This is a genomic window from Micromonospora sp. WMMD1102, assembly GCF_029626265.1.
GTDB lineage: Bacteria > Actinomycetota > Actinomycetes > Mycobacteriales > Micromonosporaceae > Plantactinospora.
On record NZ_JARUBN010000001.1, the window covers coordinates 6,425,928 to 6,443,172 of the forward strand.

19 protein-coding genes are annotated in these 17,245 nt (G+C 72.9%); 3 read left to right on the forward strand and 16 right to left on the reverse strand.

What is annotated here, in order from left to right; all coding sequences use genetic code 11:
• Positions 1–18: 18 nt before the first annotated feature.
• The 13 genes from O7626_RS28840 to glmS form a co-directional block, all read right to left on the reverse strand.
• Positions 19–759 (reverse strand): YbaB/EbfC family nucleoid-associated protein, encoded by a 741-nt coding sequence (locus O7626_RS28840; RefSeq protein ID WP_278064209.1) that lies wholly within the window; start codon positions 757–759, stop codon positions 19–21.
• Between the two features lie 42 nt (positions 760–801).
• Entirely contained in the window at positions 802–1,323 is a 522-nt protein-coding gene (locus O7626_RS28845) for a hypothetical protein (RefSeq protein ID WP_278064210.1), read from the reverse strand.
• A gap of 181 nt (positions 1,324–1,504) precedes the next feature.
• Positions 1,505–1,759 carry a hypothetical protein gene (locus O7626_RS28850; RefSeq protein WP_278066361.1) on the reverse strand — a complete coding sequence of 85 codons (255 nt, stop codon included), beginning with the start codon at positions 1,757–1,759 and terminating at the stop codon, positions 1,505–1,507.
• Between the two features lie 40 nt (positions 1,760–1,799).
• A complete protein-coding gene (gene tsaD, locus O7626_RS28855; protein ID WP_278064211.1) occupies positions 1,800–2,846 on the reverse strand; it encodes a tRNA (adenosine(37)-N6)-threonylcarbamoyltransferase complex transferase subunit TsaD in 1,047 nt (348 codons plus the stop codon).
• Positions 2,839–3,297, reverse strand: a complete 459-nt coding sequence (rimI, locus tag O7626_RS28860; protein ID WP_278066362.1) for a ribosomal protein S18-alanine N-acetyltransferase — start codon at positions 3,295–3,297, stop codon at positions 2,839–2,841. The genes tsaD and rimI overlap by 8 nt, the downstream gene beginning before the upstream one ends.
• 46 nt (positions 3,298–3,343) lie before the next feature.
• Positions 3,344–4,045 (reverse strand): tRNA (adenosine(37)-N6)-threonylcarbamoyltransferase complex dimerization subunit type 1 TsaB, encoded by a 702-nt coding sequence (gene tsaB / locus O7626_RS28865; RefSeq protein ID WP_278064212.1) that lies wholly within the window; start codon positions 4,043–4,045, stop codon positions 3,344–3,346.
• A 128-nt stretch (positions 4,046–4,173) separates the two neighbouring features.
• Positions 4,174–4,860, reverse strand: a complete 687-nt coding sequence (locus O7626_RS28870) for a uracil-DNA glycosylase (RefSeq protein WP_278064213.1) — start codon at positions 4,858–4,860, stop codon at positions 4,174–4,176.
• 128 nt (positions 4,861–4,988) lie between these two features.
• The gene (gene tsaE / locus O7626_RS28875) at positions 4,989–5,504 is read right to left on the reverse strand and encodes a tRNA (adenosine(37)-N6)-threonylcarbamoyltransferase complex ATPase subunit type 1 TsaE (RefSeq protein WP_278064214.1); all 516 of its coding nucleotides are present in this window, start codon (positions 5,502–5,504) and stop codon (positions 4,989–4,991) included.
• A gap of 24 nt (positions 5,505–5,528) precedes the next feature.
• Positions 5,529–6,596 (reverse strand): alpha/beta hydrolase, encoded by a 1,068-nt coding sequence (locus O7626_RS28880; protein WP_278066363.1) that lies wholly within the window; start codon positions 6,594–6,596, stop codon positions 5,529–5,531.
• A gap of 201 nt (positions 6,597–6,797) precedes the next feature.
• Positions 6,798–7,916: an alanine racemase gene (gene alr, locus O7626_RS28885; RefSeq protein ID WP_278064215.1), complete on the reverse strand. Its 1,119-nt coding sequence runs from the start codon at positions 7,914–7,916 to the stop codon at positions 6,798–6,800.
• 112 nt (positions 7,917–8,028) lie between these two features.
• Positions 8,029–9,495 (reverse strand): NAD(P)H-hydrate dehydratase, encoded by a 1,467-nt coding sequence (locus O7626_RS28890; protein ID WP_278064216.1) that lies wholly within the window; start codon positions 9,493–9,495, stop codon positions 8,029–8,031.
• Positions 9,496–9,580: 85 nt separating this feature from the next.
• Positions 9,581–9,949, reverse strand: a complete 369-nt coding sequence (locus tag O7626_RS28895) for a holo-ACP synthase (protein WP_278064217.1) — start codon at positions 9,947–9,949, stop codon at positions 9,581–9,583.
• Positions 9,950–9,978: 29 nt separating this feature from the next.
• Entirely contained in the window at positions 9,979–11,877 is a 1,899-nt protein-coding gene (gene glmS / locus O7626_RS28900) for a glutamine--fructose-6-phosphate transaminase (isomerizing) (RefSeq protein ID WP_278064218.1), read from the reverse strand.
• Between the two features lie 315 nt (positions 11,878–12,192).
• On the opposite strand from glmS, the gene O7626_RS28905 reads away from it, so the two are divergent.
• The 3 genes from O7626_RS28905 to O7626_RS28915 are packed head-to-tail and all read left to right on the forward strand — an operon-like array spanning position 12,193 to position 14,750.
• Complete coding sequence (locus O7626_RS28905; RefSeq protein WP_278064219.1) at positions 12,193–13,380, forward strand: MmpS family transport accessory protein; 1,188 nt, start codon at positions 12,193–12,195, stop codon at positions 13,378–13,380.
• A gap of 29 nt (positions 13,381–13,409) precedes the next feature.
• The gene (locus O7626_RS28910; RefSeq protein WP_278064220.1) at positions 13,410–13,547 is read left to right on the forward strand and encodes a hypothetical protein; all 138 of its coding nucleotides are present in this window, start codon (positions 13,410–13,412) and stop codon (positions 13,545–13,547) included.
• Positions 13,548–13,556: 9 nt separating this feature from the next.
• A complete protein-coding gene (locus O7626_RS28915; protein ID WP_278064221.1) occupies positions 13,557–14,750 on the forward strand; it encodes a pyridoxal phosphate-dependent aminotransferase in 1,194 nt (397 codons plus the stop codon).
• 73 nt (positions 14,751–14,823) lie between these two features.
• On the opposite strand, the gene glmM is transcribed toward O7626_RS28915, so the two are convergent.
• From glmM to rplM, 3 genes are all read right to left on the reverse strand, one after another.
• Complete coding sequence (gene glmM / locus O7626_RS28920) at positions 14,824–16,182, reverse strand: phosphoglucosamine mutase (protein WP_278064222.1); 1,359 nt, start codon at positions 16,180–16,182, stop codon at positions 14,824–14,826.
• Between the two features lie 135 nt (positions 16,183–16,317).
• On the reverse strand, positions 16,318–16,770 hold the full coding sequence (gene rpsI / locus O7626_RS28925; RefSeq protein WP_278064223.1) for a 30S ribosomal protein S9: 453 nt from the start codon (positions 16,768–16,770) through the stop codon (positions 16,318–16,320).
• 20 nt (positions 16,771–16,790) lie between these two features.
• Positions 16,791–17,234 (reverse strand): 50S ribosomal protein L13, encoded by a 444-nt coding sequence (rplM, locus tag O7626_RS28930; protein WP_278064224.1) that lies wholly within the window; start codon positions 17,232–17,234, stop codon positions 16,791–16,793.
• Between the last annotated feature and the right edge of the window lie 11 nt (positions 17,235–17,245).

Below are 17,245 nucleotides of genomic sequence, written 5' to 3' on the forward strand. Positions count from 1 at the left end.
GGGCGCAAGAGAGGTTCACTAGCCGAGGCCGAGACGCCGCAGCAGGGCCATTGGATGTGCAGCAAGCTCCCGTACCTGGGAAATGGCAGGCGACGCGGCCGAGAGTGAGGCGGCCTGCTGGGACGCGCGCTGGTATGCGTCCTGGCAAGCGGCTTCTACTTCCTCGGCGACCGACTGGCCGGTCGGCTGCTCGCGCAACCACCGTTGGCTGATTTCCAGCTGGGTGACCCGCCCGGCCGTCATCGCGACCGTGACGCGCCCGCCTTCACCGCTCCCAAGCACCTGCCGCCCGGCCTGGTCGTCGACCCGCTCCCGGTAGCCGTCCAGTTCAGACATCGCATCCCTGAGCAGATCGACAACCCGTGCCACCTCGCTGTCCCGATCGTCACCGCCAGCGGGCTGGTCAGGGTCCCGGCGGTCCGGTGAATCGCCTTCCGACCGCTGACGAACTGGCGGCTGCCAACCGGCCGGCGGTTCATCAGCTTCTCGTTCGGCCACCTGAACCGACCAAGCCGCCAACCGGTCGCCGACCGCCCGGTCGAGTGCCTCGACAATCGCGGCCTGCAACCGTTCGGGGCCGAGATCCCTCCACCAGTCCCGGCCGATCTTGACCTCCCGCACCTGCCCGGTGCCGTCCAACGACACCTGTACGAGGCCGGACTCGTCCGCTCCGCTCCCGGTGATGTTAGAGCCGTCGAGTTGCCAGCTGACCAGTTCGATCTCCCTGCCGAGGTGATGGATCCTTCGTTCCGCGCTCATACTCCCCACCGTGTGATTAGTTGACGAACGCAATTCCCTTGATCAACCACGTTGGGCAAGCGCCGCAGTCCCGCGCAGCCACGCCACGACCTCTACGGCGCCCGGACACCGAGCTGTCGACAGCGCACTGGCAAGTGCGAGTAGTTGTTCCGGTGGTAGTTGGACTGCCTCACGGCTGGCTAGGCGCAGCCGCACCCTGCTTCTGCCATCAGCGATGTCGAGCACCGACACCGGTCGAGCCGGACCGATGACCCCGCTGTGGCGTACCGGACCGACGAGTTTCTGGTTGGTCTGACGCAACGCCACCGATCGGGCGTCCGCAAGCTCAACGCTCCGCTGCCGTAGGCCCCGCACGGTCAACCGAGTTCCTTCCAGCCACGCAGCCAGCCGAACACCGAAGGTGATCGCCAGCGCCACGTAGACAACGACGCCCAGGGTGAATACTGCAGCCGTCCCAAGCGGCAGGTAGCCGAGCGATATCTGACTATCAGGGCGATCGGGTATCACCCAGAGCAGCATCATGCCCACGATGAATCCGAGGCAGCCGGACGCCAGTGCGGCCATTCCGCCTAGCACCACCCCAAACACCACTCGCAACGCACGAGTGCCGTGGAAGCCGACCGAGAGGTGATACCGGTACGTCCCTGGGTGCACCCGGCCATGATGGCAGATGCTGGCCACACGTAGGGTGGTCGTTATTACGACAGAAGGTCAACTTCGGTTGGCGGCCCGGCCGCTCGGATGGTCAGCGGTCGACCTGGGTGAAGTCCCAGAAGTGCGGGGTACGGGCCAGCATCCGGGCCGGCGGGTCGGGCAGCGAGACCGGGTTGGCCCGCCACTTGGAGATGACCACCAGCCGGTTGTCGGTGGAGGAGAAGACCTCGCTGGAGATGTGCAGCGGGTTGTGCTCCAACTCCGGCAGGGCGCTGTCGCAGACCCACGAGATCAGGTCGGCGAAGCCGGCGCGCTCGGCGCGTACCTCCCACATCCGTACGATCACGTCGGCCATCACTCCTCCCGCCCTCGACGCCGCCGGAACACTACACGCTGACGATCGTGAGCGGCATGGCGGAATCGGCGGGCAGGTCCAGCCGGCTCGGGGCGACCCCGGCGGCGACCAGGTGCGAGCCGAGTGCGGCGACCATCGCCCCGTTGTCGGTGCAGAGCTTCGGCCGGGGTACCCGGACCCGGATGCCGTGCTTCGCCGCCCGTTCCTCGGCCAGCGCCCGCAGCCGGGAGTTGGCGGCCACCCCGCCGCCGAGCACCAGGGTGTCGACGCCCCGGTCCCGGCAGGCCGCGATCGCCTTGCGGGTGAGTACGTCGCAGACCGCCTCCTGGAACGAGGCGGCCACGTCCGGCACCGGTACCGGCTCGCCGGCCCGCTGCTTCGCCTCCACCCAGCGGGCCACCGCCGTCTTCAGCCCGGAGAACGAGAAGTCGAAGCGGTGTGCGGCGAGGTCCTTCGGGGCGGTCAGCCCGCGCGGGAAGGCGATCGCGTCCGGTGCGCCGGAGCGGGCCTCCCGGTCGATCGGCGGGCCGCCCGGGAACGGCAGCCCGAGCAGCCGGGCCACCTTGTCGAAGGCCTCCCCGGCGGCGTCGTCGATTGTGGCGCCGAGCGGGGTGACCCCGGTGGCCAGGTCGTCCACCAGCAGCAGTGAGGAGTGTCCGCCGGAGACCAGCAGCGCGATCGCCGGTTCGGGCAGCGGGCCGTGCTCCAGGGTGTCCACCGCGACGTGCGCGGCCAGGTGGTTGACCCCGTACACCGGCTTCTCGGCGGCCAGCGCGTAGCCCTTGGCGGCGGCCACTCCGACCAGCAGCGCTCCGGCCAGCCCGGGCCCGGCGGTGACCGCGATCGCGTCGACGTCGGCCAGGCTCACCCCGGCGTCGTCGAGCGCCCGCCGCATGGTCGGCACGATCGCCTCCAGGTGGGCCCGGCTGGCCACCTCCGGCACCACCCCGCCGAACCGGGCGTGCTCGTCCACGCTGGACGCCAGCGCGTCGGCGAGCAGGGTGTGCCCGCGTACGACGCCGACGCCTGTCTCGTCGCAGGAGGTCTCGATCCCGAGGATCAGGGGTTCGTCAGCCATTTTCCGCCCGTTCCAGTTCGACCTGCATCACCAGCGCGTCGGTGTTGCTCGGTTGGTAGTAGCCGCGCCGCACCCCGACCGGCTCGAATCCGTACGCGGCGTAGAGGCGCTGCGCCGGTGCGTTGTCCACCGCCACCTCCAGCAGCACCCGGCGTACGCCGCGCCGGGTCGCCTCGGCCAGCAGCTCGACGAGCAGCATCCGGCCGATCCCGGCGCGCTGGACGTCCCGGCGTACGGCCACGTTCTGCACCCAGGCCTCGTCCGGCGGCGCGACGGCCAGCCCGGCGTAGCCGACGAGCGCGTCGGTGTCGTCGAGCGCCGCGAGATAGTGGTGTCCGTTCGCCAGTTCGTTCCAGAACATCGCCGCCGACCACTGCTCGGCGCCGAACAGGTCCGCCTCGATCGGCAAGGCCTCGGAGATGTGCCACCAGCGGAACGGCCCGAGCCGGATCGTCCGGGCACTGCCCTCGTCGACCGCCGGCGTCACCGTGGGACCCTCACTGTAAGACCGGCTTGCGGCCGGCCGCCGCCACCGCGTCCGGCCGGCGCAGGTAGAGCGGGGTGAGCTGCTCGCCCGGGGCGCCGGCCCGGACCCGCTCGGCCGCCAGCTCCGCGAGCGCGTACGGCGGTGGGTAGTCGAGGCCGGCTCGCGGCGTCAGGCCGAGGATGTCGGCGTACCGGTGGGCACCCTCGCCGACCGCGACCCGGACGCCCAGCTCGCGGGCCCGCTCCGCGACGGCGGCCGGGGTGTCGACCCCGGGTCCGGCCAGCCGCTCGCCGGCCGGGTCGTAGACGGCCCAGTAGATTTCCCGGCGCCGGGCGTCGGTGGCGGCCAGCACCGGTCCGGCCTCCGGCACCGCCCCCGGCTGGGGGTGGGTGGCGGCGTGGCCGATGGCGTCGAGCGAGGGCACACCGTAGGTCGGTATGCCGAGCACCTGTCCCATGCTGGCGGCGGTGACCAGGCCGACCCGCAGTCCGGTGAACGGCCCGGGTCCGACCCCGGCCACCACGGCGGCCAGGTCGGTCGGGCGGGCGCCGGCCCCGGCGAGCACCTCGGAGACCTGCGGCGCCAGCAGTTCGCCATGGGCGCGCGCGTCGACGACGCGGCGTTCGCCGCGCGGCACTACCGCGTCGGTGGTGATCTCCGCCAGTGCGGCGGTCACCGCCGGGGTCGAGGATTCCAGCACGAGTACGAGCACATAGGCACCCTAACCGGACTGCCACCCGCACCGGGCCCCGCCCGGGGCGGCGTGGGACCGGAGCTTCCCCACCGGCGCGCTGACCGCCGGCTGGTCGAGGTCTGCGACGGTGGCGGGCCCGGCACGCGTCAGCGGGCTGAGAGGTCCCAGTCGACGGTGGGCCGACCGGCGTCGGCGAGCGCCTTGTTGCAGGCGCTGAACGGGCGGCTGCCCAGGAATCCCCGGGGGTTCATCGGGCTCGGGTGGCCGGCCTCCAGCACCACGTGCGCCGGGTTGCCGACAAGCGCGGCCTTCTTCCGCGCGTAGCCGCCCCAGAGCAGGAAGACGATCCGCTCCGGGCGGGCATCCAGGGCCTTGATCGTGGCGTCGGTGAACGCCTCCCAGCCCTTGTTGCCGTGCGAGCCCGGGGTGGCCTGCCGGACGGTAAGCACCGCATTGAGCAGCAGCACGCCCTGGCTCGCCCAGCGGGTCAGGTTGCCGCTGCGCGACACCGGCACCCCGAGGTCGTCGGCCAGTTCCTTGAAGACGTTGCGCAGCGACGGCGGCACCGCGACACCGTCCCGGACGCTGAAGCTGAGCCCGTGCGCCTGGCCCGCCTTGTGGTAGGGATCCTGACCGAGGATCAGCACCCGGCAGTCCTCCGGCGCGCAGAGCCGGTAGGCCGCGAAGAGGTCCTCCAGCGGCGGGAAGACGGTCTGGGAGGCATACTCCCCGGCGACGAACTCGCCCAACGCGGCCGTCTCGGCCGGGTCGAGGTGCGGGTCCAGCGCCGCCCGCCAGGCCGGCGGCAGCAGGGCCGGAAGATCCAGGGTCATCGGTAACCTCTCGAACGCCAGGATGTTTCCCGCACTCTAGAAGTCCGGTACGACACCGGGGGCATCGGCTCCAACCAGCCGGCGCCAGCGGCACCCGGCCTCAGCGCAGTACGGCGAGGCGCTCGGCCTCAGCGCAGTACGGCGAGGCGCTCGGCCCAGTCGCCGCCGAACGGCACCAGCACGATCCGGCGGGTGTCGTCGTCCCGCCGGTCGATGAGCACCCGCAGGTGCTCATCGACCAGGTGCTCGACCATGCCCTCGCCCCACTCGACGACGGTGACCGCCTCGTCCACCGACGCGTCCAGGTCGAGGTCGTCGATCTCGGCCCGGGGGTCGACCGCCTCACCGAGCCGGTACGCGTCGGCGTGCACCAGCGTGACCCGGCCACCCCGGGCCGGATCGGGGCGGTGCACCCGGGCGATCACGAAGGTCGGCGAGGTGATCTCGCCGAGTACGCCCAGCCCGGCGCCGATCCCCTGCACCAGGGCGGTCTTGCCGGCGCCCAGCGGGCCGGTCAGCACCAGCAGGTCGCCGGTGCGGAGCAGCCCGCCGAGCCGCCTCCCGAACCCGTGGGTGTCCGCCACCGTGGGCAGCTCGCGGACCAGTTCCGGACTGCCGTGCGGGCCGGCCGAGGCGTCGCTCATCCGCGCAGTTGTTCCTTCCACAGTTCAGGTCTCTCCTCGGCCGGGCAGCCGGTCGAGGAAGTCCAGCAGTGCCGTGTTGACCTCGTCGGCGTGTTCCAGCATCACCACGTGCCCACTGTCGGGCACCTTGACATATTCGGCCTCCGGCAGCCAGCGGACGATCTCGTCGGAGTGGGTGACCGGCGTGATCATGTCGCGCTCGCCCACGATGACCAGGGTCGGGGTGTTCCGCAGTGCGGCGAGCACCGGATAGCGGGCGTGCAGGTAGATGGTGCGCAGGTAGCGGGCCACCGTCTCGGTGGAGGTCCGCGAGTTCATTCTCTCCACATAGGAGACCAGTGCCGGACTCGGGGTCGGGGTGCCGAAGCCGTACCGGCGGGTCAGCAGCCAGGCCAGGTTCGCGGAGGCGCGCCGGGCCCGGTCGAGCACGCCACCGGTCAGCCGGGTGGCGTTGTCCACCACCGGGAGCAGCGGGGTGCCGGCCCGGGCGACGATCGTCGGCAGGCCGAACTTCGTCTCCGCCACCAGCCCGCCCGAGGTGGCCATCAGCACGGTGCCGACCACCCGCTCGGCGAACAGCCCCGGATGGCGTTCGGCGAGCGCCATCAGGGTCATCCCGCCCATCGAGTGCCCGACCAGCACCAGCGGGCCGGTCGGGGCGGTCCGGTCGAGCACCGAACGGAGCGTCTCGGCGAGCGCCTGGAGCTGGTACTCGCCGGACTCCAGCCGGCCGGAACGGCCGTGTCCCGGCTGGTCGTAGAAGACCATCCGGTCCTCGCCCCGCTCGGTGAGGACCTTGCGCTGGAAGTGGAAGGTGCCCATGTCCAGGCAGAAGCCGTGCACGAAGACCAGGGTCGGCCGCCCCGGGTCGGGCGGCGGCCCGACGATCTCGACGTGGATGTCGGTGCCGTCGGCGGTGGTGACGGTGCAGGACTCGTCGTAGGGCAGCGCGCCGAACGGTTCGGTCGCGTAGCGGTCGCCGGGTGCGGCCTTGGAACGGCGTACCACCGCTCGTTCGGCGGCCACCCCGGCGGCGATGCCGGCCGCCGCGACCCCGGCCGCCGCGCCGATGATGCCGGCCACCCGGAACAGCCCGGTCCGGGCCGGGGTACGCCGGGACGGCTGCCGCTGCACGGGCACCCGGGACGGGGCGAGCCGGCGGGCGGGGCTCACCGGAGCCTGCTTTTCGTTCGTGACCGCGGGGCTCGCAAACCCGGCTCACTCCTCGCACTCACCGGAGCCCGCCTTCCGTTCGTGACTGCGGGGCTCGCAAACCCGGCTCACTCCTCGCACTCACGATGCTGCTCCGTCGTACACCCGGGGCACCCGGACCCCGCCGAACCGGGTGACGATCTCGTAGTTGATGGTGCCGATCGCCTCGGCCCAGTCGTCGGCGGTCGGTGCGCCGTCCGCGCCGTCGCCGAAGAGCGTCGCCACGTCGCCCGGGGCCACCGGGTCGTCGCCGCAGTCCAGCACGATCTGGTCCATGCAGACCCGGCCGGCGATCCGGCGCCGGGCCCCGGCGAGCTGGACCGGGCCGACGTTCGAGGCGTGCCGGGGGACCCCGTCGGCATAGCCGAGCGGCACGACGGCGAGGGTGCTCTCCCGATCGGTGTGGTAGGTGTGGCCGTAGGAGACACCGGTGCCGGGTGGCACCCGCTTGGTCAGGGTCACCCGGGCCCGGGCGGTCATCGCCGGGCGCAGCCCGAACTGCTCGCCGGCCACCGGCGACAGCCCGTACATCGCGATGCCGGGGCGGACCAGGTCGAAGTGGGTGTCAGGGCGGGTCAGCGTGGCGGCCGAGTTGGCCAGGTGCCGGTAGCGGGGGCGCAGTCCGGCCCGCTCGGCCAGGGCCAGCCCCTCGGCGAAGACGGCGAGCTGCCGGTCGGTGGTGGCGTGCGTGGGCGCGTCGGCGTGGACCAGGTGGCTCCACAGCCCGACCACCTCGACCAGCCCGTCGGCCTGGGCCTTCGCCGCCGCGTCGAGCAGCTCGGGCCAGTCGGTGATTGTCGCGCCGCCCCGGGAGAGGCCGGTATCGATCTTGAGGTGGGCCCGGGCCGGCCGGCCGGCCCGCTCGGCGGCGGCGACCAGCTCGGCGAGCTGGCCCACACTGGCGGCGGCCAGGTCGACGTCGGCGGTCACCCCGTCGTGCAGCGGCAGCCCGGGGGCGAGCAGCCAGGCCAGCACCGGTGCCTCGATCCCGCCCCGGCGCAGCGTCAGCGCCTCCTTTAGGGTGCAGACGCCCAGCCAGTCCGCCCCGGCCGACAGCGCCGCACCGGCGACCGGGAGCATGCCGTGGCCGTACGCGTCGCCCTTGACCACGGCCATCAGTTCGGCGCCGGTCCCGGCCCGCAGCCGGGAGACGTTGTCGCGGATCGCGTCAAGGTCGACGCGTACCTCGGCCTGCCACATGCCCTCAGCCTACTGTCCGGTAGATCGAACCGGCCCCAGGTGGCGTGACCAGGACAGTTCCCGCTCCCCCGGGCGGCCGGTCAGCGGGGCAGCCGGACAGCCGGGCGGCCGGTCAGCGGGGCAGCCGGGCGATCACCGGGCGCAGCGCGGCGGCCACGTCGGCGGCGGTCACCGGGCCGTGCCGGGCCGCCTCCTGCCCGGCCAACCCGTGCAGGTACGCCGCAGCCGCCGCCGCCCGCTCGGCCGGCAGCCCGGCGGCGAGCAGCGAGCCGAGCAACCCGGCCAGCACGTCGCCGGTGCCGCCGGTGGCCAACGCCGGGGTGCCGGTCGGGTTGGCGAAGACCCGCCCGTCCGGGGTGGCGATCACCGTCCGGTCCCCCTTGAGCAGCACCACCGCGTTCATCCAGCTCGCCAGTTTCAGCGCCGCCCCGACCCGGTCGGTGGGCGACTCGCCGCAGAGCCGGGCGTACTCCCGGTCGTGCGGGGTGACCACGATCGGCGCGTCCCGCCCCCGCAGCCGCTCCGCCATCGAGCCGTCCACCAGCAGGGTGAGCGCGTCGGCGTCCAGCACCACCGGCACCGGTGCGGCGAGTACGCAGCGCAGCTCGGTGGCGGCCCGCTCGTCGGTGCCGAGCCCGGAGCCGCAGACCCACGCCTGCACCCGGCCGGCGTCCTTGACCCGTTCGGCGGCGACCACTGACGGATAGCGGCGCAGCACCTCGGCACGGGCGCCACCGGCGTACCGGATCATGCCGGTCGGCCCGGCGACCGCGCCGCCGGTCGAGAGCACCGCCGCACCCGGGTACGTCGCCGAGCCGGTGGCCAGCCCGACCACCCCCCGACTGTATTTCTCCTCCTCCGGGCCGAGCCGTGGCCACCAGTCGCACACGTCCGACCACTCGGGTACGCGGACCGCCGGGGTGCCCCGCAGCCACGGGCCGAGCCCGATGTCGACGAGTTCGACCCGCCCGGCCCGGGGCGCGGCCGGCCCGACCACCAGGGCCGGCTTCAGGCAGCCGAAGGTAACCGTCAGGTCGGCGGTCACGGTGCCGGGCAGGTTGCCGGGCCGGGGCACCCCGCCGGTGTCCACCTCGACCCCGCTCGGCACGTCCACCGCCACCACCGTCGCCCGGTCCCCGGACCGGCCGGTCAGCTCGGGCAGCGCGGCGACCAGCTCGGCCGCCGGCTCGCGCAGTCCGCCCGAGCCGCCGATCCCGACGATCCCGTCCAGCACCAGGTCGGCGCGCTCCGGCAGCCGCTCGACCAGCCGGCCACCGGCGGCGCGCAGCGCGGCCAGGCCGCCGGTGTGCACCCGGTCGGGGGCCAGCAGCAGGGCGCTCACCGCCGCGCCCCGGCCGGCCAGCAGGGCACCGGCGTAGAGGGTGTCGCCGCCGTTGTCGCCGGAGCCGACCAGCAGCAGCACCCGGGAGCCGTAGACCCCGCCCCGCTCGGCGAGCAGCCGGGCGCAGTGTCCGGCCAGCCCGCCGGCCGCCCGCCGCATCAGGGTGCCGGCCGGCACGGTGGCCAGCAGGGCCCGCTCGGCGGCGCGTACGTCCGCCACCCGCCACGCCGTCCTCATCGCTCCGCCCTCCGCAGCGCCGTGCCCACCCGCTCCGTCTCCCGCACCGCCACGCTCGCCGGCCCAGCCGTGCGCGGCATCGTCCTCACCGCTCCGCCACCACCATCGCCGAGGCGATGCCGCCGTCGTGTGACAGCGAGAGGTGCCAGCGTTGCACCCCGCGCCGGGTGGCGGCGGCCGCGACCGTGCCGGTGACGGTGAGCCAGGGCCGCCCGTCCGGGTCGGCGACCACCTCGCAGTCGTGCCAGCGCAGCCCGGCCGGTGCGCCGAGCGCCTTGGCCACCGCCTCCTTGGCGGCGAACCGGGCGGCGAGCGACTCGGCCGAGCGGGGACTGCCCGACCCGGTGACCCGCTCGGCCTCGGTGAAGAGCCGGTCGGCCAGCAGCGGGGTGCGCGCGAGCGCCCTGGCGAACCGGTCGACGAGTACGACGTCGATGCCGACTGCGACGATCACCGCCTCACCCTACCGGCGGGCGCCGCGACTCATTCCACAGTGACCGACTTGGCCAGGTTGCGCGGCTGGTCGACGTCGTGTCCCCGGGCCGCGGCGATCTCGCAGGCGAGCACCTGCAACGGCACGGTGGTCACCAGCGGGGCCAGCAGGGTCGGGGTACGCGGCACGTAGATCAGGTGGTCGGCGTACGGCCGCACCGCCTCGTCGCCCTGCTCGGCGATCACGATGGTGCGGGCGCCCCGGGCCCGGATCTCCTGGATGTTGGAGACGATCTTGTCGTGCAGCATCCCGCGCCCGGCCGGTGAGGGCACCACGCAGACCACCGGGGTGCCCTGGTCGATCAGGGCGATCGGGCCATGCTTCAACTCGCCGGCCGCGAAGCCCTCGGCGTGCATGTAGGCGAGTTCCTTGAGCTTGAGCGCTCCCTCCAGGGCGACCGGGAAGCCGACGTGCCGGCCGATGAAGAGCACCGTCGGGGCCGTCTTGATGTCCCGGGCCAGCTCGCGGACCGGCTCGATGCCGTCGAGCAGCACACGCAGCTTGTCCGGCATCTCCTGGAGCTGGGCGACCACCGCGGCCACCTCGTCGGCGTACTTGATGCCGCGCACCTGGGCCAGGTGCAGGCCGATCAGATAGCAGGCGACCAGCTGGGTGAGGAACGCCTTGGTGGAGGCGACCGCCACCTCGGGCCCGCCGTGGGTGTAGAGCACCGCGTCGGACTCACGCGGGATGGTGGAGCCGTTGGTGTTGCAGATCGCCAGCACCCGGGCCTTCTGCTCCTTGGCGTGCCGCAGCGCCATCAGGGTGTCCATGGTCTCGCCGGACTGGGAGATCGCCACCACCAGGGTGGACCGGTCCAGCACCGGGTCGCGGTAGCGGAACTCGCTGGCCAGCTCGACCTCGCAGGGGATCCGGGTCCAGTGCTCGATCGCGTACTTCGCCACCATCCCGGCGTGGTACGCCGTGCCGCAGGCGACGATGAAGACCTTGTCCACGTCCCGCAGGTCCTGGTCGGAGAGGCGGACCTCGTCGAGGACGATCTCGCCGTTCTCCTTGAGCCGGCCGAGCAGGGTGTCGGCGATCGCCTGCGGCTGCTCGGCGATCTCCTTGAGCATGAAGTAGTCGTAGCCGCCCTTCTCGGCGGCCGAGGCGTCCCAGTCGATGTGGAAGTCCTTGCCGGTGGCCGGCGCACCCGTGAAGTCGGTGATCTCGATGGCGTCCGCAGTGATCAGCACCACCTGGTCCTGGCCCAGCTCGACCGCTTCCCGGGTGTGCTCGATGAACGCCGAGACGTCGCTGGCCAGGAAGTTCTCCCCGACCCCGCGCCCGACCACGAGCGGCGAGTTGCGCCGGGCCCCGACCACCGCGCCGGGGATCGCGGCGTCCACCGCGAGCAGCGTGAAGGCGCCCTCCAGCCGCTGGCAGACCTGTCGCATCGCGGTGGCCAGCAACTCCGGGCCGTCCGGCTCGCCGGCCGAGCGCAGCCGGGCCAGCTCCCCGGCGAGCAGATGCGCGGCGCACTCGGTGTCGGTGTCGCTGGTGAACTCGACGCCGTCGGCCTCAAGCTCGGCGCGGAGCTTGGCGAAGTTCTCGATGATGCCGTTGTGGATCACGGCCACCCGGTCGCCGGAGCGGTGCGGGTGGGCGTTGCGATCGGTGGGGCCGCCGTGGGTGGCCCAGCGGGTGTGCCCGATGCCGGTGGCGCCGGCGCCGATGCCGGGTACCGCGTCGTCGTCCGGCGTCGACCGCTCGGCCAGCGCCTTCTCCAGGTTGGCCAGCTTGCCGGCCTTCTTCTCGGTCAGCAGCTCGCCCTCGGCGACCACCGCCACCCCGGCCGAGTCGTAGCCGCGGTACTCCAGCCGCCGCAACCCGTCCAGCACGATGCTCAGCGCCGGCCTGGCGCCGACGTAACCCACGATTCCGCACATGGCCCGCAGCCTAACCTAAGTTCGCTCAGATGGCCTGCTCGAAAGGTGCTCATTCGATCACTGCATATGCTCAATTTCTGATCCCGCCTCCTCAACCGGACGAACGGCGACACCGAGCGCGGAACCGCCACCCGGACGCGGCCGGACATGCCGACCGGACGAAGGGTGCCCGGACCGGCCTGGCCAGGCTTCACCGGTACATCGCGGCCAGCGAGGACGCGGTACCGTGACTGGCGCATTCGCTGCCATCTTCCCGGCGCCCCCTCTCCCCGTCGCCGTACCCCTGCTGTCCGCCATATCTGGAGCCCAGACCCGATGACCGACTCGCCGCCCCCGCAGAACCCGTACGACCCCTCCGCCGAGTACGAGCCGCCGACGACGAAGTACGGCCCGCCGCAGCAGCCCCGGCCGGAGGAGCCGGCCGAGGAGGAGGACGCCCCGACGACGAGGTACGCCCCGCCCCAGCCGCCCCGGTCCGGCGGCTACGGACAGCCGGCACAGCCGACGACGTACGGGCAGCCGGCACAAGCCGGCACCTACGGCCAGCCACCAGCGTCCGGCGTCCCGTACGGCCAGCCGCCACAGTCCGGCGTTCCCTACGGCCAGCCGCCGCAGTCCGGCGTCCCGTACGGTCAGCCGCCGCAGGACAACCCGTACGGGCAGCCTGCCTGGGGCCAGCCGCAACAGCCGAACCCGTACGCCCCGCCACAGCAGCCCGGCCCGGGCCAGCCGCCGACCCCGGCCTACGGTGCCGGCCCGGCGTACCCGCCGCAGTCCGGCCCGCCAGCCACGCCATACCCGACCAGCGGGGCGCCGAACCAGCAGGACGCCGGTTACGGCGTCTACCCGCCGCAGTCCAGCCCACCGCAGTCCGGGCCACCCCAGTCCGGGCCGCCCGACCCGTACGCGGCGGCGGCCGGCGGTTACCCCGGCTACGGACAACCCGGACAGCCGGGATACCCGGGACAGCCGGGTTATCCCGGACAGCCGGGACAGCCGGGCTACCCCGGCGGGCCGTTCCCGCCGGCAGCGCCGAAGAAGAGCAACAAGACCATGATCATCGTGATCGTGGCGGTGGTGGTCGTCGTGCTGCTGGCCTGCGTCGGCGTCTGCCTCGGTCCGCTGGCATTCATGGACCGGATGCGGGACACGGTGGAAAGCAGCCTGGACGTCACCCCGCCGCCGTCCACCTCGGACAGCACGGACGGCGGCGACCCGGGCAGCAGCGGCCAGACGGTGGTCTACGAGGTGACCGGGGACGGCCGGGTAGCCCTCTCCTACATCGACGGTGCCGGCAAGCAGGTGCACGCGCCCTCGGTCGACCTGCCGTGGCGCAAGGAGGTCAAGCTCCCCGAGGACGAACTGAAGACGGTGGTGGCGATCCGCACCGGCGGCGGCTCCGGGGACGTCTCCTGCAAGATCACGGTCGACGGCAAGGCAACCGCGTCGAAGAGTTCCAGCGGCACCTACGCGACCGTCAACTGCTCGGACTTCGGGTTCTGACCGGCCGGCTCGGGGAGCGGACGCAGCCGGTGCCCGCGTCCGCTCCGTTCCTCGACGACCGGGACCCGAGCGACCGGGACCCGAGCGACCGGGACCAGAGCGACCGGGACCAGAGCGACCGGGACCAGACGGCCGGGATCTGCCGCGACGCCGCACCGCGCCTCTAGGGTGGCTGGGTGACGACAACGGACTCCGACCCCCTGGTCCGCCGGATGCGCCCGTTCGGCACCACCATCTTCGCCGAGATGTCGGCGCTGGCGGTGCGCACCGGCGCGGTCAACCTGGGTCAGGGCTTCCCGGACACGGACGGGCCGCCCGAGATGCTGGCCGCGGCGGTCGAGGCGCTGCGTGGCGGGCAGAACCAGTACCCACCCGGTCCGGGCATCCCGGCGTTGCGGGCCGCGGTCGCCGCGCACCAGCGCCGGTTCTGGGGGCTGGACTACGACCCGGACGGGCAGGTGCTGATCACGGCCGGGGCGACCGAGGCGATCGCGGCGGCGATCCTCGGACTCTGCGAGGCCGGCGACGAGGTGGTCTGCTTCGAGCCGTACTACGACTCGTACGCCGCCTCGATCGCGCTGGCCGGCGCGGTCCGCCGGCCGGTCACGCTCCGCCCGGTCGACGGCGGCCGGTACGCCTTCGACCCGGCGGAACTGCGCGCCGCGTTCGGACCCCGGACCCGGCTGGTACTGCTCAACTCGCCGCACAACCCGACCGGCAAGGTCTTCGACGCCGACGAACTGGCGTTGGTCGCCCGGCTGTGCCAGGAGTACGACGTGCTCGCCGTCACCGACGAGGTCTACGAGCACCTGGTCTTCACCGACGCCGGCAGTACGCACGTACCGCTGGCGGCCCTGCCGGGAATGTGGGAGCGCACCCTGCGGATCTCCTCGGCCGGCAAGACCTTCTCCTGCACCGGCTGGAAGATCGGCTGGGCCAGTGGCCCGGCCCCGCTGGTCGCGGCGACGACGCGGGTCAAGCAGTTCCTCACCTACACCGGCGGCGCTCCGCTGCAACCGGCGGTGGCGGTGGCGCTGACCCTGCCGGACGGCTACTACCAGGGTTTCCGGGCCGACCTCCAGGACCGGCGCGACCAGCTCGCCGCCGGGCTGGTCGAGGCCGGTTTCGAGGTACTGGTGCCGGAGGGCACCTATTTCGTCACCGCCGACATCACCGGGCTGGGCGGGCGGGACGGGGTGGAGTTCTGCCGCTCGCTGCCGGAGCGCTGCGGAGTGGTGGCCGTGCCGACCCAGGTCTTCTACGACGACGTCGAGGCGGGACGGCGGCTGGTCCGGTTCGCCTTCTGCAAGCGCCCGGAGGTGCTCGCCGAAGCCGTCACCCGGCTACGCACCCTCGACACCGCCGGCTGACCGGCCGACGCAGCCAACCGACACCGCCGGCTGACCGGACGCGCCGGGCCGGGCCGGGCCGGCTGCCGGCGCGTTACGCCGGGACCGGGCTGGCGGTACGCACCTCGGCGGCGATCCGCTCGGCGACCTCCTGGGCCAGCTCCAGCGTGCGCGCCTCCACCATCACCCGGACCAGCGGCTCGGTGCCCGACGGGCGGAGCAGCACCCGACCGGTCTCGCCCAGCTCGGCCTCGGCCCGCTGCACCGCGCCGAGCACGGCCGGCGCACCGGCGCCCACGGTCCGGTCGCCGACCGGCACGTTGATCAGCACCTGCGGCAGCTTGGTCACCACCGAGGCCAGCTCGGCGAGGGTACGGCCGGTGGCGGCAACCCGGGACATCAGGTGCAGCCCGGTGAGGATGCCGTCGCCGGTGGTTGCGTACGCCGGTAGCACCAGGTGACCGCTCTGCTCGCCGCCGAGCGCCAGGCCGGAGCCGCGCAGCTCCTCCAGCACGTACCGGTCGCCGACCTTGGTCTCGACCAGCCGGATGCCGGCGGCGGACATGGCCAGCCGCAGCCCGAGGTTGCTCATCACCGTCGCGACCAGGGTGTCCTGGGTGAGCGTGCCGGCCTCCCGCATGGCCAGCGCCAGCACCGCCATGATCTGGTCGCCGTCCACCTCGCTGCCGTCGGCGGCGATCGCCACACACCGGTCGGCGTCGCCGTCGTGCGCGATGCCGAGGTCGGCGCCGTGTTCGAGGACGGCGGCGCGCAGGTTGTCGAGGTGCTGCGAGCCGCAGTCGTCGTTGATGTTGAGCCCGTCCGGTGCGGCGTGGATCGCGATCACCTCGGCGCCGGCCTCCTGGTAGGCCACCGGGGCCACCTCCGAGGCTGCGCCGTTGGCGCAGTCGACCACGACCTTCAGCCCGTCCAGCCGGTGCGGGATGGTGCCGACCAGGTGTTGCACGTAGTGTTCGGCGCCGTCGAGCAGGTCGTGCACCCGACCGACGCCGGCACCGGTCGGCCGGGTCCAGCCGGCCGCGCCGTTCGCCTCGACCGCGGCCTCGATCCTCAGCTCGACGTCGTCCGGGAGCTTGTGCCCGCCGGCCGCGAAGAGCTTGATCCCGTTGTCCGGCATCGGGTTGTGCGAGGCGGAGAGCATCACCCCGAAGTCGGCCTTGGCCTCGCCGACCAGGAACGCGACGCCGGGAGTCGGCAGCACGCCGACCCGGACCACGTTGGCGCCGGCACTTGTCAGCCCGGCCACCACCGCCGCCTCGAGCATCTCGCCGCTGGCCCGGGTGTCCCGGCCCACCACCGCGAGCGGCGGGTGGCTGCGGTCGGACTCGGCAAGGGTGTGCGCCGCCGCCACCGCGACCGCGAGGGTCAACTCGGGGGTGAGGTCGGCGTTCGCGCGTCCGCGTACGCCGTCAGTGCCGAACAGCCGCCCCATGCGCGAAACCTCCGGAAAGCGCACCAGTGGAAAAGGTGCGAAGCACACCAGTGGAAGACGAAACGGCCGGATACCGCCACCGCGGAAGGGGACGGTATCCGGCCGTACGTCAGACGTACAAGATGTTGCCGTTGATCAGCGCTTGGAGTACTGGGGCGCCTTGCGGGCCTTCTTGAGGCCGTACTTCTTGCTTTCCTTCTCCCGGGCGTCCCGGGTGAGGAAGCCGGCCTTCTTCAGCGCGGGGCGGTCGTCGGGGTCGTTGGCGATCAGCGCCCGGGCGATGGCCAGCCGCAGTCCGCCGGCCTGGCCGGTGGTGCCGCCGCCGCGCAGGTTGGCGATGATGTCGAACGCCTCGGCCTTCTCGGCGGTGACCAGCGGCTCCTTGATCAGCTGCTGGTGCACCTTGCTCGGGAAGTACGCCTCCAGGTCACGCCCGTTGCAGGTGATCTTGCCGCTGCCGGCGACGATCCGGACCCGGACGATCGCCTCCTTGCGGCGACCAACGGTCTGGATCGGGCGGTCGCCACGAGGAGCCCGGGCCACCGGGGCGGGCACCGGGGCTTCGGCGGTCGCGATGGTGTCGGTCATGCTGTTTCCTTCGCCCGCGCTCACTGCGCGATCTGCTTGATCTCAAACGGCACCGGCTGCTGCGCGGCGTGCGGGTGCTCGGCACCGGCGTAGACCTTCAGCTTCTTGATCAGCTGACGGCCGAGCTTGTTGTGCGGGAGCATGCCCTTGACGGCCAGCTCGATCGCCCGGTCGGGGCGCTTGGACAGCAGCTCCTCGTAGCCGACCTGCTTCAGACCGCCCGGGTAGCCGGAGTGCCGGTAGGCGATCTTCTGCTGGCGCTTGTTGCCGGTAAGCGCGACCTTGCCGGCGTTCACGACGACGACGAAGTCACCGGTGTCCACGTGCGGCGCGAAAGTCGGCTTGTGCTTGCCGCGCAGCAGCGTGGCAACGTGGGTGGCCAGACGGCCCAGCACGACGTCTGACGCGTCGATGACGTGCCACTGACGCTCGATCTCACCCGGCTTCGGGCTGTACGTACGCACAGGTCTACCTT